The 22,633-nt window shown below is 39.1% G+C and carries 18 protein-coding genes; 8 read left to right on the top strand and 10 right to left on the bottom strand.

The window, feature by feature from the left end; all coding sequences use genetic code 11:
* Positions 1–131: 131 nt before the first annotated feature.
* The 9 genes from J7338_RS16895 to rpmH all read right to left on the bottom strand — a co-directional run bounded on the left by J7338_RS16895 (position 132) and on the right by rpmH (position 10,374).
* On the bottom strand, positions 132–920 hold the full coding sequence (locus J7338_RS16895; RefSeq protein WP_210798125.1) for an isocitrate lyase/PEP mutase family protein: 789 nt from the start codon (positions 918–920) through the stop codon (positions 132–134).
* Between the two features lie 464 nt (positions 921–1,384).
* Entirely contained in the window at positions 1,385–3,715 is a 2,331-nt protein-coding gene (locus J7338_RS16890) for an AAA family ATPase (protein ID WP_210798124.1), read from the bottom strand.
* A complete protein-coding gene (locus tag J7338_RS16885) occupies positions 3,696–4,373 on the bottom strand; it encodes an ABC-three component system middle component 1 (protein WP_210798123.1) in 678 nt (225 codons plus the stop codon). Before J7338_RS16885 ends, J7338_RS16890 begins: the two co-directional genes overlap by 20 nt.
* Positions 4,366–5,625: an ABC-three component system protein gene (locus tag J7338_RS16880; RefSeq protein ID WP_210798122.1), complete on the bottom strand. Its 1,260-nt coding sequence runs from the start codon at positions 5,623–5,625 to the stop codon at positions 4,366–4,368. The genes J7338_RS16885 and J7338_RS16880 overlap by 8 nt, the downstream gene beginning before the upstream one ends.
* A 632-nt stretch (positions 5,626–6,257) precedes the next feature.
* On the bottom strand, positions 6,258–7,622 hold the full coding sequence (gene mnmE, locus J7338_RS16875; protein WP_210798121.1) for a tRNA uridine-5-carboxymethylaminomethyl(34) synthesis GTPase MnmE: 1,365 nt from the start codon (positions 7,620–7,622) through the stop codon (positions 6,258–6,260).
* Positions 7,623–7,761: 139 nt separating this feature from the next.
* Positions 7,762–9,396 carry a membrane protein insertase YidC gene (gene yidC / locus J7338_RS16870; protein WP_210798120.1) on the bottom strand — a complete coding sequence of 545 codons (1,635 nt, stop codon included), beginning with the start codon at positions 9,394–9,396 and terminating at the stop codon, positions 7,762–7,764.
* Between the two features lie 8 nt (positions 9,397–9,404).
* Positions 9,405–9,680: a membrane protein insertion efficiency factor YidD gene (yidD, locus tag J7338_RS16865; protein ID WP_064668255.1), complete on the bottom strand. Its 276-nt coding sequence runs from the start codon at positions 9,678–9,680 to the stop codon at positions 9,405–9,407.
* A gap of 126 nt (positions 9,681–9,806) precedes the next feature.
* Complete coding sequence (gene rnpA, locus J7338_RS16860) at positions 9,807–10,232, bottom strand: ribonuclease P protein component (RefSeq protein ID WP_016710423.1); 426 nt, start codon at positions 10,230–10,232, stop codon at positions 9,807–9,809.
* A gap of 7 nt (positions 10,233–10,239) precedes the next feature.
* Positions 10,240–10,374, bottom strand: a complete 135-nt coding sequence (gene rpmH, locus J7338_RS16855) for a 50S ribosomal protein L34 (protein WP_004335215.1) — start codon at positions 10,372–10,374, stop codon at positions 10,240–10,242.
* Between the two features lie 507 nt (positions 10,375–10,881).
* Here rpmH and dnaA point away from each other — a divergent pair.
* From dnaA to J7338_RS16815, 8 genes are all read left to right on the top strand, one after another.
* Positions 10,882–12,273 carry a chromosomal replication initiator protein DnaA gene (gene dnaA, locus J7338_RS16850; protein WP_145241713.1) on the top strand — a complete coding sequence of 464 codons (1,392 nt, stop codon included), beginning with the start codon at positions 10,882–10,884 and terminating at the stop codon, positions 12,271–12,273.
* Between the two features lie 13 nt (positions 12,274–12,286).
* Complete coding sequence (gene dnaN / locus J7338_RS16845) at positions 12,287–13,390, top strand: DNA polymerase III subunit beta (protein WP_149983170.1); 1,104 nt, start codon at positions 12,287–12,289, stop codon at positions 13,388–13,390.
* 6 nt (positions 13,391–13,396) lie between these two features.
* On the top strand, positions 13,397–14,491 hold the full coding sequence (gene recF / locus J7338_RS16840) for a DNA replication/repair protein RecF (RefSeq protein ID WP_145241717.1): 1,095 nt from the start codon (positions 13,397–13,399) through the stop codon (positions 14,489–14,491).
* Positions 14,492–14,503: 12 nt separating this feature from the next.
* Positions 14,504–16,930, top strand: a complete 2,427-nt coding sequence (gene gyrB, locus J7338_RS16835) for a DNA topoisomerase (ATP-hydrolyzing) subunit B (protein WP_210798119.1) — start codon at positions 14,504–14,506, stop codon at positions 16,928–16,930.
* A 143-nt stretch (positions 16,931–17,073) separates the two neighbouring features.
* Positions 17,074–17,976 carry a glycine--tRNA ligase subunit alpha gene (gene glyQ, locus J7338_RS16830; RefSeq protein WP_210798118.1) on the top strand — a complete coding sequence of 301 codons (903 nt, stop codon included), beginning with the start codon at positions 17,074–17,076 and terminating at the stop codon, positions 17,974–17,976.
* Positions 17,977–17,978: 2 nt separating this feature from the next.
* Positions 17,979–20,048: a glycine--tRNA ligase subunit beta gene (gene glyS, locus J7338_RS16825; RefSeq protein WP_210798117.1), complete on the top strand. Its 2,070-nt coding sequence runs from the start codon at positions 17,979–17,981 to the stop codon at positions 20,046–20,048.
* 59 nt (positions 20,049–20,107) lie between these two features.
* Positions 20,108–20,557 (top strand): early set domain-containing protein, encoded by a 450-nt coding sequence (locus J7338_RS16820; protein WP_210798116.1) that lies wholly within the window; start codon positions 20,108–20,110, stop codon positions 20,555–20,557.
* A gap of 71 nt (positions 20,558–20,628) precedes the next feature.
* Positions 20,629–22,377: a hypothetical protein gene (locus J7338_RS16815; protein ID WP_210798115.1), complete on the top strand. Its 1,749-nt coding sequence runs from the start codon at positions 20,629–20,631 to the stop codon at positions 22,375–22,377.
* On the opposite strand, the gene tusA is transcribed toward J7338_RS16815, so the two are convergent.
* Entirely contained in the window at positions 22,374–22,616 is a 243-nt protein-coding gene (gene tusA, locus J7338_RS16810) for a sulfurtransferase TusA (RefSeq protein ID WP_210798114.1), read from the bottom strand. The genes J7338_RS16815 and tusA overlap by 4 nt on opposite strands.
* Between the last annotated feature and the right edge of the window lie 17 nt (positions 22,617–22,633).

The following is a 22,633-nucleotide window of genomic DNA, read 5'->3' as shown; positions in this document are numbered from 1 at the left end:
GTTAAAAATGATCAAAAAAGCCCAAATTGTGGATAACAATTTGAGCTTGTGCTGATCAATTTCTAAATTAGTTGCTATTTTTATCACTAATTATGATTTTAATTTTGTATAAATAGCTTTTAAAACTCCGATTAGAATAAATGATCGCTACTTTTTGTGCTATTAAAAGTACTGCTAGCGGTAAAAATATAGGCTTTTGTGGCATCAAATAGTGCATTGCCAAGCGTATATCTTTGCACGCCATGTGCAAATAATGAGCTGCTATTACTAATATTATCGCAAAAGAAATCACTTTTTAATGGCTGTGCCATCACGTTAAGTGGCACCTTAAGTGTCGTTGTTATTTGCTTTATTGCTGTTAAATCGGATAATCCAGGGATAAAAATACCATCAACGCCAGCGTCTTGATAAGCCAAAGATCGAGTTATTACATGTTCAAGAGAATCCATATTTTGGCTGTAGCAATCAGTTCTAGCATTGATAAATAGCTGTGAAAAACCATACTTTTTAAGTGTGTTTTTAATCGCTTTAAGGATCTCTACTTGGTGTTCTAGGGAGCGTAACTGAGCTGTTTTTTTATCTGAATCCTCAATATTAATACCGACAGCACCTAATTTGGCTACGGCTAAAACATGCTGACAAATAGTGTTTACGTCATTACTGTAACCTGATTCAATATCCACAGAAACAGCAATATTAACAGCATCGATTATTGGTTTTAGCTGACTTATAAACTCCTCAAATGAGCATTGTTCGCCATCTTCTTGACCACGAGATTGGGCCATCCCCCAACTTGTTGTGGCGATAGCAGCAAAACCAGCATCCGCTAATATACGAGCGCTTAATGGATCCCACGCATTTGGTAATACAAATAATTGGTCTTGTTTATGTAATTGATGAAAGGTTTGGTATTTGTTCATAATGATCTCAAAAGTAAATTTCATTATGACTATAAAAAGATTACGGTGACTACGCTGGCCAAATTCGGCACTGAACATAAATTTTAGTGTGATTTATGTTGAAATACAGCGCGAACTACTGTGGTTTATATTTGTGTTATTTATAGGGGGGTGGTCGGGTGACCCATAATGCTGCGAGTGCAGCTCCTCAGGAACGTGTTACGGGCATTTAATACGCCCTTTTTCTTTATGCTCATTACGAGCGAGTTCAACATTAAAATTATCACAGTGATCAGAGATTGCAACACCTTTTGGTGAGCTCAAATCTCTATCCTTCTTCTGGCCCTGCAATTATTCAAGGCGGATCGGATGTCGAGGCATCATGAGCAGTGGCCTCGACGGGCGACTCTTCGAGTCGTCCCTACCTCTTTCGAGTAGGGACGACTCGTCGCCAATCCGCCTTAAAAGTTTATTTTTTTGTGGGGCTAATTATTTATATGTTCATCTCTATGTTTCTTTAAAAGATTTATCTTTTTATGTGATAATCCTGCTTTACCGTAGCGGTATATCAAATAATTAGCTATGTCTTGTTCATGGGTTGACATTATTACTTGTCGATCTCGAAATTCTACTCTTAATAAATCACTGAGAGATGCGATATTGATTTCATCCATACACTGCGTAGGATCATCAATGAAAACAAAAGCTGTTTCTGCATATTTTTTGTTAAGAGCAAGAAATAAGGCCAGTGCTAAGGCGCTGATTTGCCCGCTGCTCATAGAGAGAACAGCATCGTGTTCATTTCCCTTTGCTGTTTTAAACTGCAAAGGAGTATCTTTTTGAGTTCCCTCAGTTCGCTCTAAAAAAATTCCTAATCCAGTCTGCATATTTTGTAATAAGCGTCCACTGTATATGTGGAACAGTAATTCAATCTCACCAAGTGTTTTGTTTATATACGTATTACGAGCTAAATTGAGCTGCTTTTCAGTTTCTTTTAACTTATTATCTACCTTGCTAATAGCCTCTAACCTTGCTTGGGATTGGTTGAAAGCTATTAGCTTTATTTCATGTGTTTTGCTGATAAGGTTGTTGTACTCGTTATGTAGATAAGCGAGTTTCTTTTTAATTAAATATTGAGTAATGACCTTAAGCTCTTCAGAGTTACTAAAAGTACTATGATAGAAAGCGAAAGCCTGCTCTGAAAGTAAGTCGCTTTCAGCTTCAAATGACGATTGTATTTGTTGACGCACAATCTCAACTTGTTCTGCTTTTTGCTCTGGAGTTTCTAAGTATTCAGTTGGTAGTGTAATATTTATGTTTTGAACACGCTCTGCGATTTTGATTAGACGCAGTGATTGATGCTCATTCAACTCCAATTCACGAAGTAGCACAGGGTTGAACTCTGTATCTATTTTTACTAGTTGTTGTTCAAGTTTTGGAATTAGTGTTTGTAGGGTTATACTAATTTTTTGCGTATAGCTAGCAACTTTTTGTCCATTTTCATCAAGCTCTCTTTCAATTGTTTTTGTTCGAGTATCTATCGCATCAATGAGCAATTTTTGCTCATTGTAATCAAAACCACACAGAGGACAGTGAGCCTCATCCTGATTAATAGCCGCTTTTAATCGACTTCTTAACTCTAGAGTTTTGTTTTTTGTTTCCTCTATTTTGCCTTGGTAAGCTTGGAATTGTTCTTTAGCCTTAACTAGCTCACAAAAGTCATCGAACTGATCTGTCAATGATTGTTTGAGTGGTGGTAAGTCAATTTCTTTTAGTGCAGTTGCGTTCTTTTTGGCAATGTTTATTGCTTGATTCAATGGTTTTCTTTGTTCACGTAAGTTTTTTAACTTTTGTAGTTTATGAAAATGCGGAGCAAGGTTTATGGCTAAAGCAAACTCTTTTGTCTGTAAGAAAGCTCTTTTCTTCCTGTTTCTTTCTCGCAACTCGATCTCGCTAGAGTGCTCGAGAAGTGTTTTAATAAGATTCACCTGTGCAAGTTGATTCGGGTAATCAGCCACGCGCTCAATTGTTAGAGGTGCCTCTGAATCCCAGATTGGAGTTGGCTCCATAGTAGTCAGTCGGCAATACTCTGCTGCTTCTCCAGGTGCAGATAACTGCTGCTTTAGTTGATTAATTTCTTTATCTAATAAGTCTTTGTTTTTTACTTCTAGGTCGTAAGCTGATTTTCGAGCTTCTTTTAGGTTATTAATATTTTCCCTTCTAGCCTCAAGTTCATCTAAATTGATAAGATGTTCAATTTGCTTGGTTCGAGTTGTATCTCCGCAGCAACCATCTGGAATGACCAATGCTTTGCTATCTTGCTGAAGGTAGTTTAATACGTCGAAGTTTTTTTGAAAGTTACTCCCTAAGTGTTGCTGCCAGAACGCATTCTCATCGTTAATTGCTTTTGCAGATGTCCAGTCATTGAAGCTTACTAGCTGATATAACTTAAAAATAGAGAACTCACTAGGCTTGTTCTTTTTGGACTTCATTTCATTAGCTTCAGCCTTACGCATAATGCTTATTGATTCGCTGCCATTAGTTAGCTCAGCCACAATACAGATATCACCAGTATAACCATTATGCCTATAAAGATTACTTTTAAAGCTATGTTTATTAGGGGTAACTGGTTTTAATCGAGCTGTAATTCTAGGTAGCTTCCCACGGAAAAGTAGCTGTTTAGCATCAAATAGAGATGTTTTACCAAATCCATTTGGTCCATCATAGATGATTAGGTCACTTTCATAATGCTCTTCGAAGGAAGAGAATACTTTGAAGCCATTTATTTTTAGTCGATTAATTCGCCATTTGTTCATCGATTAGTGTCTCCATGACTTTTTTATATTCACTACCTTTATCAAGTTGTAGCTCTATTGATTGGAAGAAGGTTAAAAGTTGCTTCTTGCTTAGCAGCTGATCCGCAATTTTATTTGCGTCTTCTAAAGTTGACTCTTGTATTGGAGCAGCTAAAAAAGGAAGTTTGACAAAAAGACGGCAGGTCAAGCTAAAAGCAGTTTCCTCGCTTGGATTTTCTTTATAGCGTGTAAAAGCTTCAGAGCTGGATATTAATGAGTCTATGTCTTCACCTCTATCAAGGTATTGTTTTAGCTGGTCTAGTTCCTTTGTTGTATAATATAAAACATGTTTTTTGAGGCTATAGGCATTTTCTTCAATATCAAAAATACTATGCTCCTGCTGCGGAAGCTCTGTAAGCTCGTCCAACTTGAATAAGATAACCAAGTCAGTATTCTTAGCAAAAGATGGTTTTGTTAGAAGGCTTTCAGGGGTTTTATCTTGCACTTGAGCATTTAGCTTAGATGGAGAGCATAGCTGATTGACTTCTAGAACAACAAGGAAGCGCTGGAAGCGAGAATCTTTTGCTTCATAAAAATCTAATTCTTCAAATGGAGATTCCAACTGTTGAAATTGACAAGGTGACTTTTCCGCTACTTGTTGAATAATCTGTTTAATCATTTAGTTCCCCTTGAGCATCTTCCGTTGAGATGAATCTTACGTTATGAATTTTTGTGAGTCGGTTCTTGTCTTCATCATCTTCTGAAACATCTATAAACTTTCCCGTTATTTTTGAAGCTTCACTGAGTGGGAAAGGGGGATGCTTCATTTCAACAATTAAATTGTTATATTCGTACAAAATATCCTGAATTATTGAGTTTTCTCGTAATGCTTCAACATTGTTTTGTATTTCTGATAAAGATAGCTTCTCATTGATTTTTTTTAATTGAATAGCTGTTGGTAGATATGTGCCAAATATTTGTTGGTGATAATGAGGAAGATCAGAGGCAACTACTAATTTCCTAATAAGTGCAATTATATCCATATAGTTTTCTACACTGTCATGACTAAATCCTTCAACGGTAACAGAGGCTATATTTGGCTTTTTAGCATAATAGAGCCTCTTCAGCTTTGACAGATCCATATGGGCAATAGCGTTTCGGCAAGCTAATATATCTATAAGTGATATTTGTGATGAAGTTTCATTACTTTCGATAAGAAGATCCGTTCTTTCGAGTAAGTTGCGCTTAAATCTGTTCAAAACCATGCGTTCATCGGTATCATCTAGGACTTCTGATTTTAAACATTCCTCAATCTCAGTAAATAAAATTGGAGTTTTATTCGCTGCGTTAAACTTTATTTCACCCTCATTGTGAATTTTGGAATGAGCTGATATAACTTTTGTATCAAGTAACGTATAGAGCAAGGCAAGCTTATACTGTATTAGTAGTGGAGAGCTGTTTAGTTTAGCTTTTGCTAAATAGTCCGAGGTTACTTTCTCAAGTTTGGCGTTAACTTGGTCCAGCTGAAGGTATTGGTTGCCATCATTATAGCGATAAAACTCAACTTTGTTTTGCGTAGTGTTGGTTGGATTAAATGGAGAAAAGTCATCTAGTTCACGAGCAACATGAAACCAGCGTTTAGTATTTTTATCAATTCCATATGCTGCAATCTCTGCTGCCTGTTGAACTGCTGAATTATATGCAGAGCGTTTACTATCTACTCTAGCTTTTACTTGATGAAGACTTAAAGCCTTATCTTCCTGACTATAAATAACAAAATCATCAAGAGACTCTACCTTTAAGTTGCATGGTCTATAACTTTCATTGTTGAGTAAGTGAATACAATGATAGAGAGCAACTTTTCCTTGATATATAAAACCACTCCATGAAGCTATCGCACTGCTATCTCTTATTTTTTTTGGAACATCCATATATATTATCTTCTTCAAAGAGCAAAATTTAAGTATGTCAATAACATAGCAAACTCACTCAGTCGCTTCTATTATTATTAAACAATTTCCTCTCATTTATTGAACTAAACCACTCTTGAATTCAAGTCCCGTAAAGCTATAAATCGGAACCCCGCAAGCGGGGCCCCCTTGCTTCGCAACCCTGCGGGCGATTTCTAGCTTGACTGGCCTTTCTCTGCGTAGTGAAGGTTATCCAAGAGGTATGCGGTGCTCTGAGTGGCAAGCACTCGACGCTTTTACACCTCCTGGATACAACTGGCTTTTCAAATAAAAGCGGGAAAGAGGGAAGTTAAATAAATTTATGTTTATATGTTTTTATTATATTTTCCCAGTTTCCCATATTTCCCAACCTAATATCCCTTATTGAAATAGACTTGGTAGGGTGGTCATCGCCTCTTTTCGTTTACGATCTATAATAACTTCGTCTTTGGTGGACCAATAGTGGCCCACATCAAATAAGTAGGTGGGCCGTTCAAGACCCATATTATGTAACTAAAGGAAACTATTGAAAGATTGATAAGTTATTAAATTTATTAATATATTGGTATTTTAACTTTCGTTGGATGTTTGTTTCCTTCCTTTGGTTTACCTTGTTATTTACCGATACAAAATGAGCTGAAAATTTTGCCAAGTAGATCGTCAGAGGTAAATTCACCGGTGATCTCGTTTAAGTAGTTTTGTGTTAAACGTAGTTCTTCAGCTAGGATCTCACCGGCAATATGCATCTCTAATTGGTCTTTGCCAGTTTGTAAATGATGAGCTGCGCTATCGAGTGCATCCAAGTGACGACGACGGGCCATAAAACCGCCTTCGGTAGCTCCCTGAAAACCTATACATGCTTTTAAGTGAGTACGAACTAACTCTATACCATCAGCATTTTTAGCACTTAAGCTGATCACTGGATATTGCTGGTTTTCGCTCATACCTACTTCGTCACCCGATAAGTCGGCTTTATTTCTGATCACGGTTACGCCCATACCGGCAGGCAGTTTGGCCATAAACTCTGGCCAAATAGCATGTGGGTCAGTGTATTTGGTATCAGTGCCATCAAGCATAAACAACACGCGATCGGCTTGTTTTATTTCATCCCATGCGCGTTCAATGCCTATTTGCTCAACGCGGTCTGGGCTTTCGCGCAGGCCTGCAGTATCAATAATATGTAGCGGCATGCCATCAATGTGAATGTGTTCTCGTAGTACGTCACGGGTGGTGCCGGCAATTTCAGTAACAATAGCGGCTTCACGCCCTGCAAGTGCATTTAGTAAACTAGATTTTCCTGCGTTAGGGCGCCCAGCAATCACCACGCGCATACCTTCACGCATAATGCTGCCTTGTTTTGCTTGATTGGTCACATTGCTTAGCTGGGTGATAATGGCATTTAGATCACCTGAGACTTTACCGTCAGATAAAAAGTCTATTTCCTCATCGGGAAAATCAATGGCCGCTTCTACGTACATACGCAAGTGAATGACTTTTTCAACTAAGGTATCAATGTGCTTAGAGAACTCGCCCTGGAGTGATTGTAAGGCGCTTTTGGCTGCTTGTTCTGAAGTGGCATTAATTAAGTCAGCAATTGCTTCTGCTTGGGTTAAGTCCATTTTGTCGTTCATAAAGGCGCGCTCAGAAAACTCGCCTGGCTTTGCTAATCGCACACCTTCAATTTGGCTAATTTCTTTAAGTAGCATATCCAGTACTACAGGGCCACCGTGGCCTTGTAGTTCAAGTACATCTTCGCCAGTGAAGGAGTTTGGCCCGGCAAAATAAATAGCAATACCTTGATCAAGTTGCTCGCCAGCAAGACTGTTAAATGGCACGTAATCGGCGTAACGCACCTTAGGACAACGACCAATAATCTGTTCGGCGACGGTTTTTACTAAACTGCCAGAAACGCGAATAATACCAACGCCACCACGACCAGGTGCGGTTGCTTGTGCTGCAATTGTGTCTTGATTGATCATGCTAGTAATTTACCAACTTTATGAATAACGATATGTGCGTATTGTAACCTATGCCGTTATTTGTAGCGAATAGCTGTGGCTAAAAACAGCCAATAAAAAAGGCGACCAATGGTCGCCTTAATTTAATTAACTGAGCAAATTAGCCCCTGACTTTTATTCCTTGCTTTTCCATACCGCGATAGATGATTAGCATCTGTGCGATAGAGATAAGGTTTGATACTAACCAGTAAAGTACTAGACCAGATGGGAACCAAAGGAAGAACACTGAGAAGATAACCGGCATAAAGGTCATCATCTTTTGTTGCATTGGATCGGTTACCGTCATTGGTTGTAGTTTCTGAGTAACAAACATACTTAAGCCAAATAAAATTGGTAATACGTAGTATGGGTCTTTCGCAGATAAATCAGTTAACCATAAGAAAAACTCTGCATGACGCAGTTCTGTTGATTCTAAGAATACATAAAATAGCGCTAAGAAAATTGGCATTTGCAGCAAAATAGGGAAACAGCCACCCATAGGGTTTACTTTCTCTTTGCGGTACATTTCCATGGTTGCTTGGCCGAATTTTTGACGGTCATCACCAAACTTTTCTTTTAATGCAGCCATTTTAGGCTGTAGGGCACGCATCTTCGCCATTGACGTATATTGCGCTTTGGTAAGTGGGTACATTGCTGATTTAACAATCACAGTAATGGCGATAATTGCCACACCCCAGTTACCTAGTATGCTATGTAGCCATTTTAATAGTATAAATAACGGCTGTGAGATAAACCATAACCAACCGTAATCGACAGTTAAATCTAAGTTCGGATGAATAGCTTCAAGTATATCCGATTCTTTAGGGCCCATATAGTAAGTTGCACCAAGAGTTGCTTGTTGGTTCGCTTGTACATTTATCGGCTCACCTTTAGCACCAATAATTGCTGCGTTGCCTTTTGCAATTAAGCTGTAAAGGGTATTTTGCTGTTCTTGCGAAGGAACCCAAGCACTTACAAAGTAGTGCTGAATAAAAGCAATATAACCACCTTGGGTATTAATGCTAAGGTTTTTGTCGGCCATATCAGAAAAGCTATATTTCTCGTACTTTTCCTCAGCAGAACCATAGGCAGCACCTAAGTAGTTTTGGTCAACTAAGCTGCCTTTATCTTGTACTGTGCGTTTTACTTGCGTATACAGCTGTACTTGAATTGGCTCTGCGGTGGTGTTATTTACTGAGTATTCTAAAGCAACATCGTATTGACCTTTTTTGAATACATACGTTTTAGTAAAACTAACACCTTTGCTATCAGTAAATGTAAGTGGTACGCGAAGTTCGTCACCTGTTAAAGCAAATGTTTTTTGCTCAGTGTGATAAACCGGGCGACCTTCTGCTGATGCATCAGGGCCATTTAAGCCTATTAAACCACTCTGAGAGAAGTATTGTTTACCATCAAACTCACCAAGTAACATATAAGGCGTTTCGCTGCCTTTTGTTTCTTCGTATTGCAGTAAGTCAGCTTCAACAATATCACCACCACGGGTGTCAATTTTAACTTTGAATACGTCAGTGGTAATTTCAATAACTGAACGTTTCGCGGTTGTTGCTGCAGTTGGTAATTCACCATCGGTTGATGATGGAACATAATCATCAGAGTCAGGGGAATTAGTTTGTAGTGTTTGTGTGTTGGCACTAGGATCGACTTTTGGTGCGTTGTAGTCTTTATTCCACTCTTGGAACAATAAAAACGATACAAGCATCAGGCCGATGAATAAAAACGTGCGTTGCGATTCCATAACAGCTCTTATTTCTCGTGTTGGTGGTTAATATGGGTTAATTTTTCAGGTACGGGATCATCCCCACCTGAATGTAAAGGATGACATTTTAATATGCGTTTAACCGCTAACCAACTCCCTTTTACAGATCCATGCAAATTAATTGCTTGAATAGCATAACTAGAGCAGGTTGGATTAAAGCGACAATGCGGACCTAACAGTGGACTAATCCACTTTTGATAACCACGAATTAATAACACTAAACAGCGCTTAGGAAAAGCAACAAGTGGTTTTAGTAACCTCATGATGTTCAAGCCTCTGCGTAATATTTAGTGAATGGATACCATGAATTTAAACGCCCAATTTGGAATTTTAAATGCATGATTAAAAGGTGAGCTAAAGATACCTTAATTAACCCTATAATTCTATTGCTATTGGCTCTGTTTATTGGATTTAGCCGATTTGTTGGGGCGTTTTTTAAACGGCGGTGGTTTTGGTGCACCAGGTTTACAGCGTTCGTTAATCTTGCGCCATAATTTAGTGAGTTGTTTAGTTAGCTCTTCATTTGACTGTTCATCAATACCACTTTTAACCATCAGCACAATATCAATATTATCAATAGTGTGTTGGTTTAAACGAAAACTTTCGCGAGCAAGACGTTTAATACGGTTTCGTTGGCAAGCTTTTTTAACCCGTTTTTTAGCGACAGTGAGTCCTAAGCGAGGTTTTGCTTGGTCATTGGGTTTTGCTAATAAGGTAAAGAAAGGAGTTGCGGCCCGAGCGGGTTCATTAAAGATGCGAGAGTAATGCGAGGGAGTTAACAGACGTAACTCCCTGCCAAAGTTAAAGTCTTCCACTTATATATTAAGCAGAAAGAACTTTGCGGCCTTTAGCGCGGCGACGAGCTAATACTTTACGGCCATTTACAGTTGCCATGCGAGCACGGAAACCGTGTGCACGTTTGCGTTTTAAAACGCTAGGTTGAAAAGTTCTTTTCATAACAATTCCATCCGATCGGTTAAAGGTTAAAACATCCTATGCAGGTCGCGATCCTGGCACAGGTGCCATTGCGAGCGCGAGATATTATCGATGAAGCGCCTTAAAGTCAACCATAATCGCATTTATAATAGAGGGGTTATAATAGATCTGTTGGCAGGATCTGCTAGGATCCTTATATTAAAGAAGTTTTCCACAGGCTCTGTATAAAAAGTGCATAAAAGCTTGGGGTAAGTAAAATAGATCACATAATTTGATCGCGATCCAAGCCCTTTTTTGCTATGATCATACTTTGAAGTTAAAAATAATTGCTATTAAAAATCAACGTCTTGCTTGTTTTTTTTAGCCAGATCATATTTTTCAAAAAAATCAATCTTGTACTTGTGGATAAAGTGCATTCATAATACTCGGTCTTGGGTTAATAAATTGCCTAAATAATAGTAATAAATGTATGATTTCCGGCCACTAAAGATGACCGGGAATAAATACTAAGTCTTTGGGAGTTTAACTGTGTATCTGTCGGTTTGGCAAAGTTGTTTATATGTATTGCAAGATGAACTGCCTTCGCAGCAGTTCAGTATGTGGGTAAGACCACTACAAGCAGAAAGTACCGAAGATACCCTGACGATTTATGCACCTAATCGCTTTGTGCTTGATTGGGTAAGAGAAAAGTACTTAAACCGAATTAATGAATTACTTGTTGAGATTTGTAAGGATGAAGCGCCAGAGTTACGCTTTGATGTAGGTAGCAAGCCAATTCACAATGCGCAAGTGATCGCGCCTGCAACAACTGGCTCTGCGACCCCGATGAATCAGCCGGCAGCAAAGCAGCAACCAAAAGCAGCTAAAGCTGTGGTTGAGCCTGCTCCTAAGTCTGGTTATAAATCAAACATAAAAGAAAACTACACCTTTGATAGTTTTGTTGAAGGTAAATCTAACCAGTTAGCAAAAGCTGCTGCGACGCAAGTTGCGGATAACCCTGGTGCTGCTTTTAACCCGGTATTTATATATGGTGGAACGGGTTTAGGTAAAACGCATTTATTACATGCGGTTGGCAATGGCATTATGGCAAATAAGCCAGATGCAAAAATTGTTTATATGCACTCCGAACGCTTTGTGCAAGATATGGTTAAAGCCCTGCAAAATAATGCTATTGAAGAATTTAAGCGTTATTACCGCAGTGTTGATGCTTTAATGATCGATGATATTCAGTTTTTTGCTAACAAAGAACGCTCTCAAGAAGAATTCTTTCATACTTTCAATGCATTACTTGAAGGTAACCAACAAATTATTTTAACCTCAGATCGTTATCCAAAAGAGATTGAAGGGGTTGAAGATCGCCTTAAATCACGTTTTGGTTGGGGTTTAACCATCGCGATTGAGCCGCCAGAGCTTGAAACGCGAGTGGCTATTTTGATGAAAAAAGCCCAGCAGAGTAAAATAAATTTACCTCACGAAGTGGCCTTTTTTATCGCTAAAAAATTACGTTCAAATGTGCGTGAGTTAGAGGGCGCGCTTAATCGTGTGATTGCTAATGCAAACTTTACTGGTCGACCAATTTCGATCGACTTTGTAAAAGAAGCATTACGTGACTTGCTCGCTTTGCAGGACAAACTGGTCACGATAGACAATATTCAACGTACGGTTGCTGAATATTATCGTATTCGCGTCTCAGACCTGCTATCTAAGCGCCGTAGCCGCTCTATCGCAAGACCTCGTCAAGTTGCTATGGCATTGTCTAAAGAACTTACCAATCACAGCTTGCCTGAGATTGGTGATGCCTTTGGTGGCCGCGACCACACTACAGTATTGCATGCGTGCAGAAAGATTAAATCACTACGTGATGAAAGCCACGAAGTGAAAGAAGATTACCAAAACCTAATAAGAACATTGTCATCTTAGGGCTGACTTTATTATGCAAATAACTATATCAAGAGAACAATTTTTAAAACCTTTGGTGCAAGTATCTGGCGCAATTGAGCGCAAACATACCTTGCCTATCTTATCTAACGTTTTGTTAGAGGTTGAAAATGGCGAACTTTCAATGACAGGCACAGACCTTGAAATTGAACTTGTCGCAAAGGTTTTTGTTGGCGATGATACCGCTGATGCAAAATTGACTTTGCCAGCTAAAAAATTACTCGATATTTGTAAAAGTCTGCCAGACGGTTCAGATTTAACGTTGAGCAGTCAAGATCACCAACTATTACTGACCAGTGGAAAAAGTCGCTTTTCATTAACTACACTCGCTGCGGAAGACTTTCCTAATCTTGAGCAGTGGGACGGTGAAGTTGAATTTCAACTAACGCGCTTAGAACTGCGAAAGTTACTTGAAAGCACTCACTTTTCGATGGCCAATCAAGACGTACGCTATTACTTAAATGGTATGTCGTTTGAAGTAGATAATACTGATATAAAAACAGTGGCTACTGATGGTCACCGTTTAGCAATTGCGCAAAAACAATTAACGCAATCGTTAAACACTCAACGTCAGCTAATAATTCCGCGTAAAGGCGTACAAGAAATTATGCGTCTAATGGTTGCTGATGATGAGTTGGTGACAATTCAATTTGGTGCAAATCATATTCGTATTTTAGATACAGAGTTTACTTTTACTAGTAAATTAGTGGATGGGCGTTTTCCTGATTACCGCCGAGTATTGCCACGTGGTGGTGATAAAGTGATTACCGCAAATCGTGAATGGTTACGCAGTGCGTTTCAACGGGTATCTATTTTATCGAACGAGAAGTTTAGAGGTGTACGGTTAAACTTATCGAACGGGCTATTAAAAATTACCGCTAACAACCCAGAGCAAGAGCAAGCTGAGGAAGTGGTTGAAGTGAGCTATCAAGGCGATGACTTAGAAATTGGCTTTAACGTATCGTATGTTTTAGATGTATTAAATACATTAAAAACAGAAGACGTTTTATTTACGCTTGCTGATTCAAATAGTAGTGCATTGATAGAAGGTGCTGGCGATGAAGAAGCCATGTACGTTGTTATGCCAATGCGCTTATAAGGCACTATGAGTTTAAGTCATTTGAGCCTCAATAATTTTCGGAATATTGAGGCGCTCACTGTAGAGCCAGTGAATGGTATTAACATAATTTATGGTGAAAATGGCAGTGGCAAAACCAGCCTTCTTGAGGCTATTTATTACCTTTCTCATGGCAAGTCTTTCCGCACTCCAAAACACAAAAGTATCATTACGCACCATAAAGAAAAATTCACCATTCATGGTCGTAAATCACTTTATAACTTATCAATTCCAATCGGTATTAGTAAGACTTTAAGTGGTGAGACAGAATTAAAAATACAGGGTAAGTCTAGTCGTCGAGTGTCTGAACTTGCCCAATTAATGCCAGTACAAGTGATCACGCCAGAAAGCTATTCGTTGTTTTTTGGAGGTCCAAAAGAACGCCGAAAATTTTTAGATTTAGGATTGTTCCACGTGGAACAAGACTTTTTTTATTTGTGGCAATCTTTCAATAAAGTATTAAAGCAACGTAATGCATTATTGAAAAGTAAGCCTAAGAATTATTTTGATCAAATCAAGTTTTGGGATAAAGAATTTGTTAGACTGGCTGACCAAATAAATAATTTGCGAATTGCGTATATAAGTAGGTTTAAGCAGCAATTTTTTGATAAAATGTGTGCAGAATTAACGCTTATACGCGATTTAGAAATAAGTTTTTATGCTGGTTGGAAAGAGAATGAATCTCTAGCCGATGCTCTCGAACAAAGCTTTGAGCGTGATAGTCGCCAAGGTTTTACAAATAAAGGGCCGCATAAAGCTGATTTCAGTTTTAGTGTCGCTGGCAACAGTGTGGAAAACACCTTTTCACGCGGTCAATTGAAACTATTGCTTTATGCGTTAAAAGTAACGCAAAATAGTTTGATTGAGTCAGAGACAGAAAAGCAATCAATATTGCTAATAGATGATCTACCTTCAGAGTTAGGGGAAGATACGAAAGAGAAAGTAGGACAGTTATTGTCGCACTGTAGCTCTCAAATATTTATCTCTACAATTCAATCTGAAAGTATTTCTGCTGTGGTGGAACCCATGCAACGAGAACTACAAATGTTCCACGTGAAACATGGCAACCTAATAACAAGATAAGTGGGATTAACCATGTCTGAGAATTACGATTCGTCGAGTATTAAAGTACTAAAAGGATTAGACGCAGTAAGAAAGCGTCCTGGAATGTATATAGGGGACACCGATGATGGCACAGGCTTACACCATATGGTGTTTGAGGTCGTTGATAACTCTATCGATGAAGCCTTAGCAGGTCACTGTGATGACATCTATGTCACAATTCATTTAGATGGTTCTGTCTCTGTTCGAGATAACGGCCGTGGTATTCCAACTTCAATTCATGAAGAAGAAGGCGTGTCAGCTGCTGAAGTAATTATGACAGTACTGCATGCTGGTGGTAAGTTTGATGATAACTCATATAAAGTATCAGGCGGCTTACACGGTGTTGGTGTTTCAGTAGTAAATGCGCTTTCAGAAAAATTAAAGCTAACAGTTCGCCGTGAAGGCAAGCTACATGAGCAATTTTACACTATGGGGGTTCCTGATGCGCCACTAGCTGTAATTGGCGAATCAGAAACCACAGGTACTGAACTTCGTTTTTGGCCAAGTGCTGAGACTTTCACAAACTTAGATTTCCATTACGATATTTTAGCTAAGCGCTTACGCGAGTTATCATTCCTGAATTCAGGTGTGAGTATTATTTTAAATGATGAACGCGAAGAAAATAAAACTGACCACTTTAAATATGAAGGGGGTATTCGTGCCTTCGTTGAGTATTTAAACCGTAATAAAACACCTATTCATAAAGGTGTATTCCACTTTACTCATGAACGTGAAGAAGATGGTATTAGCGTTGAAGTATCAATGCAGTGGAATGATGCTTACCAAGAAAATATTTACTGTTTTACAAACAACATTCCACAACGGGATGGTGGTACTCACTTAGCCGGTTTTAGATCTGCGCTAACTCGTACACTTAACAACTATATGGAAAAAGAAGGCTTTAACAAAAAAGCTAAAACTACCAGTAATGCTACCGGCGATGATGCCCGTGAAGGCTTAACTGCAGTTGTTAGTGTTAAAGTTCCTGATCCTAAGTTCTCATCACAAACCAAAGATAAGCTAGTTTCAAGCGAAGTTAAATCAGCTGTAGAACAAGCAATGGCTGAGAAATTCACTGAATTCTTATTAGAAAATCCAGTAGATGCAAAAATAGTTGTTGGTAAAATCATTGATGCTTCTCGTGCTCGTGAAGCGGCGCGTAAAGCCCGTGAAATGACTCGTCGTAAAGGCGCAATGGACTTAGCAGGTTTACCTGGTAAGTTAGCGGATTGCCAAGAAAAAGATCCAGCCCTGTCTGAACTATATATAGTGGAAGGGGACTCTGCTGGCGGATCAGCCAAGCAGGGTCGTAACCGTAAGAATCAAGCGATTCTTCCGCTTAAAGGTAAAATACTAAACGTAGAGAAAGCACGTTTTGATAAGATGTTATCTTCACAAGAAGTTGCCACGTTAATAACAGCCCTTGGTTGTGGTATTGGCCGCGATGAGTATAACCCTGAAAAATTACGCTATCACCGCATCATTATAATGACCGATGCTGACGTCGATGGTTCGCACATTCGTACGCTACTATTGACCTTCTTCTACCGTCAAATGCCAGAAATCGTTGAACGTGGTTATATCTATATTGCTCAACCACCACTTTATAAAGTGAAAAAAGGCAAACAAGAGCGCTATATTAAAGATGATCCAGCACTTGTCGAATACCTAACTTCATTAGCATTAAATGGTGCCGCACTTTATACCGGTGCTGATGCATCTGCACTTGAAGGTGAAGCATTAGAGTCTATCGTTCATGATTATCAAAACACTGTTAAAGTTATTGAGCGCTTAAAACGTAAATACCCGAATACGGTTATGGAACGTTTGATCTATCAAACAGAGCTAAACGAAACTGATTTAGCCGATGAAGCTAAAGTAATCGAGTGGACCAAAACGTTAGTCGATGACTTAGTCGCACGTGATGAAGATGCAACTATCTTTGCTGCCGCCACCGAGCATGATACAGAGCGTAACCTATATTACCCAGTTATCAATATTCGCCAACACGGTGTTGATAAGGCACACGTACTTAGCCATGATTTTATCTCTTCACGTGATTATAAACGCATCGCAGTAACTGGTACTAACATTGCCAATATTTTAAGTGAAGGTGCTTATGTTCAACGTGGTGAGAAGACCCTAGCTGTTGATAACTTTGTGGATGCATTGGAATGGTTGATCGCAGAATCTAAGCGTGGGCTATATATCCAGCGCTATAAAGGACTAGGTGAGATGAATCCAAGTCAGCTGTGGGAAACTACCATGGATCCTTCAGCGCGTCGCATGTTACAAGTAACCATTGAAGATGCTGTTGGTGCAGACCAATTATTCGCAACCTTGATGGGTGACCAAGTTGAGCCGCGTCGTGAATTTATCGAAACTAACGCACTACGTGTAGTTAACTTAGACGTATAAAACATTATCGTAATTATAAAAAAGGAGCCAAGGGCTCCTTTTTTATTGACTGCAATAGCACAAACTGCTTAAAACATGACTACGCACAAGGTATACTGAGGGTAATTTTCACGCTACATCACAGCAGATACTAAAAGCCAAATATGCAAAAATATGACGTTAAAACCTTTCAAGGTTTGATCCTGGCTTTACAGGATTACTGGGCACAGCAAGGTTGTGTCATTATTCAGCCACTTGATATGGAAGTTGGCGCAGGCACATTTCATCCGCAAACATTTTTAAAGTCTATTGGTCCTGAACCAATGTCGAGCGCGTATGTGCAACCATGTCGTCGTCCTACCGATGGCCGTTATGGTGAAAACCCAAATCGCCTGCAACATTACTATCAATTCCAAGTTGTATTAAAACCATCGCCAGAGAACATCCAAGAGCTGTATTTAGGCTCATTAGCGGCTGTTGGCATTGATACACTAACTGACGAAGTACGCTTTGTAGAAGACAACTGGGAATCACCTACGCTAGGTGCATGGGGCTTAGGTTGGGAGATCTGGTTAAACGGTATGGAAGTAACCCAGTTTACCTACTTCCAACAAGTAGGGGGCTTAGAATGCTCACCAGTTACTGGCGAGATCACTTATGGTCTTGAGCGTTTAGCTATGTATATTCAAGGCGTAGATAGTATCTACGATCTTGTATGGGCTGATGGCCCAATGGGCCGAGTTACTTACGGTGACGTATTTCATCAGAACGAAGTTGAGCAATCAACTTATAACTTTGAGCATGCAAATGTTGACGATTTATTTTCCCAGTTTGATAAATGCGAAGCTGAGAGCCAAAAGCTGATTGAAGCAAGCTTACCATTACCTGCTTATGAGCAAGTAATGAAAGCATCACACGCATTTAACTTATTGGATGCACGTCACGCTATTTCGGTGACAGAGCGCCAGCGTTATATCTTGCGCGTTCGTGCATTATCTAAAGCGTGTGCACAAAGTTATTATGACAAACGCGAAGCGCTTGGTTTCCCGTTGTGTAAGGATAAGTAAGCATGTCAGCACAAAATTTATTAGTAGAAATTGGCACCGAAGAGTTGCCACCAAAGTCATTGCGTAAACTTGCCGAAGCATTTGCAGCAAACTTAACCTCTGAACTTGCGAGCTTAGAGCTTAATCACCAAGGCGTAAGCTGGTATGCATCTCCTCGTCGTTTAGGTTTACAAGTAACAGCACTTGAAGCTAAACAACAAGACAAAGAAGTAGAAAAACGCGGCCCTGCAACTAAAGCTGCATTTGATGCAGAAGGTAACCCAACTAAAGCGGCAATGGGTTGGGCTCGTGGTTGTGGTATTGAAGTAAGTGAAGCGCAAACACTCGAGACCGATAAAGGCGCATGGTTACTACATATTGCCAAAGTAGCAGGTAAAGACACTACTGCATTAATGAATGATGTAGTAAATAAAGCATTGGCTAAATTACCTATACCGAAACCAATGCGTTGGGGAGCGAATAAAACACAATTTATTCGTCCGGTTCATACTGCAACTATTTTGTTTGGTGATCAATTAATCGAAGGCGAAGTGCTTGGTAAAGTAATTAGTAACCAACTACAAGGCCATCGTTTTCATCACTCAGAAAAAATTAGCATTAACCATGCTGATGATGTTTTTGAAGTGCTTAAATCTGCACATGTTGTTGCTGATTACGAGGAGCGTAAAGCACAAATTCGTAGCCAAATCGAAGCTGCAGCAACAGCCGTTAATGCAGTAGTAGCTATGGATGAAGATTTACTTGAAGAAGTAACTTCATTGGTTGAATGGCCGGTAACTCTTACTGCAACATTTGAAGAAGCGTTTTTAGATGTGCCAGCCGAAGCGCTGATCTACACCATGAAAGACGACCAAAAATACTTCCCGTTATTAGATCAAAACGGCAAGCTACTTAATAAGTTTTTATTTGTTTCAAACATCGAAAGCAAAAACCCAAGCGTGGTTATCTCTGGTAACGAGAAAGTAGTGCGTCCGCGTTTAGCTGATGCGCAGTTCTTCTTTGAAACAGATAAAAAGAAAACTCTTGAAAGCCGTTTAGAATCACTTAATAGCGTATTGTTCCAACAGCAATTGGGTACGCTTAAAGATAAGTCAGAGCGTATTAGTGAACTTGCTGGTTACATTGCTGAGCAACTAGGTGCCGATAAAACACTTGCTAAGCGTGCAGGCTTATTAAGTAAAACCGATCTAATGACCGAAATGGTGATGGAGTTTACTGACGTACAAGGTGTGATGGGGATGCACTATGCACGCCATGACGGTGAAGCCGAAGAGGTTGCCATTGCTCAAAACGAGCAATACATGCCGCGTTTTGCCGGTGATAATTTACCTACAAACTTAATTAGCTGCGCAGTAGCGATTGCTGATAAGTTTGACACACTGGTAGGTATTTTTGGTATTGGCCAAGCACCAAAAGGTGATAAAGATCCGTTTGCGCTTCGTCGTGCTGCCATTGGTGCACTGCGTATCATGGTAGAAAAAGAACTACCACTTGATATTTTAGATCTAGTAGCAAAATCACAAACCCTGTTTGGCGATAAGCTAACTAACTTAAATGTATCAGCAGATGTATTTGAATTTATGCTAGGGCGCTTCCGCGCTTGGTATCAAGACGAAGGCATTGAAGTAGATGTTATTCAAGCTGTACTAGTGCGTCGCCCAACTAAGCCTGTTGATTTTGACCGTCGTGTTAAAGCGGTAAGTCACTTCCGCACATTAGACGCCGCAGAAGCGCTTGCAGCAGCTAATAAACGGGTAAGTAATATTCTTGCTAAAAATGACATCACAACGCAAGGCACTGTTGACCAGAGCTTATTAAGCGATGATGCCGAAAAGGCATTAGCGGCACAAGTTGCTAAGTTTGCCACTGAATTAGCCCCGTTATACGCCGTAGGCGACTATCAAGAAGCGCTTGCCCAACTTGCGGGTATTCGTGAAAGTGTTGATAACTTCTTCGACAACGTGATGGTAATGGCAGACGATGAAGCCGTTAAGCAAAACCGTTTAGCATTACTAAGTCAACTTAGTGGTCTATTTTTAGATATTGCTGATATTTCTGTATTGCAAAAGTAAGTTCAGCTTAGCTTAAAAAGCCAGCAGCTATGCTGGCTTTTTTGTATAAGGGATAACCGATGAAACGTATATTAACAGTGGCTATGGTGGCGCTATTAAGTGCTTGTTCAAGCCAAATACAATTACCAGATATTAGCGACGTACTGCCAGATCAAGAGCTTGATCGCAGCATGTACTTACGTGGTGACTTCAATTTATGGGATGCTGAAACGCAATACGAATTTGCCCAAGTGGCTCCCGCGCTATACCAAGCAAATGTGAAATTCTCAACACCAGGCAAAGTATACGAATTTAAAATTGCCGATATGGATTGGAGCGCAGGTTATAATTGCGGATTCAGTGAACAAGATCCAACCGGTCAATCACTGACGTTAGGGCAAAGCGTCAAAGCTGATTGTGACACTACCTATAACTACTTCAGCTTCACCCCCGCAATAAAAGGCAGCTACATCGTTAGCATTGATTATAGTGACTATGATCAACCAAAAGTGACGATAACGAAGAAGTAAGAGCTGTAAGCTATAAGCCGTCAGCTTTCAGTTGCCCGAGTGAATTGATAGATTTGTAACAAGGACGTTAAATGAAAAAGAAAATAGAACAACTATTCGACGATAATTCTATGCCTAAGATGGTGTTGTTAAATGGGGCATGGGGTTCAGGTAAAACATATTGGATCGAAAATAATTTAATAGAGTCCGAAGGCTATATTTATTTATCTTTAAATGGTTTAGCCTCAATAGATGACTTTTATTCTAATTTAATTTCAAAATTTTTCCTAAATAAAAATATAAGTGCGACAGATTCAAGCTCACTTCTTGATGGTTTTCAAAAAATACTAGGTAACTTTAATGGGGAAAACAAAGGGTTAATCTCAGGGTTAGTATCAGGCTTTAAAGGGGCTGCTGTAACAAAAGCCATTTCATCAATAAAGAATAAAATAATTGTTTTAGATGACTTGGAGAGAATAGTTAGCTCTAATTTTGCAAAAGAAATAGTAGGAATCTGTCAAAACCTTTCTGAAAAAAATGAAAATTTAAAGTTTATATTTGCAACGAATATCAGAGAGTTAAAGTTCGATGATAAACACTCATTAATTGAAAAAAATTTTGCGGGTATAGTTGAGTTTGAACTTAGTAGGGATAACTTTTTAGAAATTGTACATGAAAACCTTGAGCCGGAGCTGAGAGCAGATATAACTAGAGTGGTTGAAGAGTTAGAGTTAAAAAATATAAGAATAATAAAGCGTGCGAAGAATAAGTATTTATCTCTAATGAAGGAGGTAGAAAAAGGCGGTTTAATAGATAACTTGGATCTGCTGAAAGGCAAAGTATCGCTATTACGTGATGTGATGAAAATTTACTTTATGCTAATGGGGTTAGGTTGTGATGTAGACAAAATTAAATCTCAATCTAGAGGTTCTCAAAATTACAATTTACCCGGCCTTACTCCTACTAGCAAAGAGGGTGTTACCGAAGAAGGTGAGTTGAAACTACCTGATATTGCATCAGAGATTTTAGTTGATCATATAGCTTCAAGTCAGTCACTAGATTTTAGAGAAGTCTTGAGAGTTTATTATCCAATAAAAATTTTAACTTTAGATTTATTGCTCCAGAGAGGTGCTTCTGCTTTAACAGATACGGATGATTCTAAAATAAATGAATATGTAAAAGATCTATTAAATATAATAAAACAAGGAGAGCCAGAGTTATTACGTTGGTTCTGTGCTGTTGATGTTCTAAATGAACTTCATAAATATAACTTTATCGGAAATGTTGAGGAAATATCAACCGAAAATAAACCCCTTATTGAAAGCATTTTTGAAGAATATATACCTAGTAATTTTAAAACATCAAGTATACATATTACACACAGAGGATATCAGCCTGGACAATTTCATAGTGATGAGTTAAACCAAAAGTTTGAAAGTATATTGGCTGAAGTTAAGAAAACTAATGAATTGAAAGCCATTGATGCTATTGAAAAGGAGATCCACAAGGGCTGGACAAAGGAAGTTGATATGAAAATATATAATGAGTATCGAACTATTAGTATATTTTCCACCTTAAAAGATCATGAATGCTTTGTTAAAGCTGTATCAGAAAACTGGACTGTTGAGCAAATTCACCTTTACAGCGATTTCATTACTGATAGATATAAAGCAAACCTTACCGATTGGTTAATGGATGAATTTGACTTTTTACAGAGGTTGAAAAACGAGCTTAGTAAAGTCACATTTCAAAAGAGTGGAATAAAAATTGGAATGATCAATCAGCTCATTGAAGCCTTGGTTAAAGTTTTAAATAAAATGAAAATGCAACAAAAGGTTTAGGCTAGCCCTTTCCTCACCAAGTATCGATACGGCATTTCATCTACTTCTTTTGCCACCAACGTGTGATCCATAAATGTGCAGAAGCTGGGGATGTCGCGGGTGGTGGAAGGGTCGTCTGCGATGATGAGCAAGGTTTCGCCTTCTGCCATTTTGCGTACCGCGCTTCTGATCATCATTACAGGCTCTGGGCAACGTAGGCCGATGGCGTCTAATTGGTGATCGGGGTTATCAAAACTCATGGCGGTGACCTTAAATA

It is taken from the genome of Pseudoalteromonas ostreae, assembly GCF_018069805.1.
In the GTDB taxonomy this organism is placed as follows: domain Bacteria; phylum Pseudomonadota; class Gammaproteobacteria; order Enterobacterales; family Alteromonadaceae; genus Pseudoalteromonas; species Pseudoalteromonas ostreae.
The sequence above is the reverse complement of the archived record's forward strand: the minus strand, read 5'-3'. Positions and strand labels throughout refer to the sequence as shown.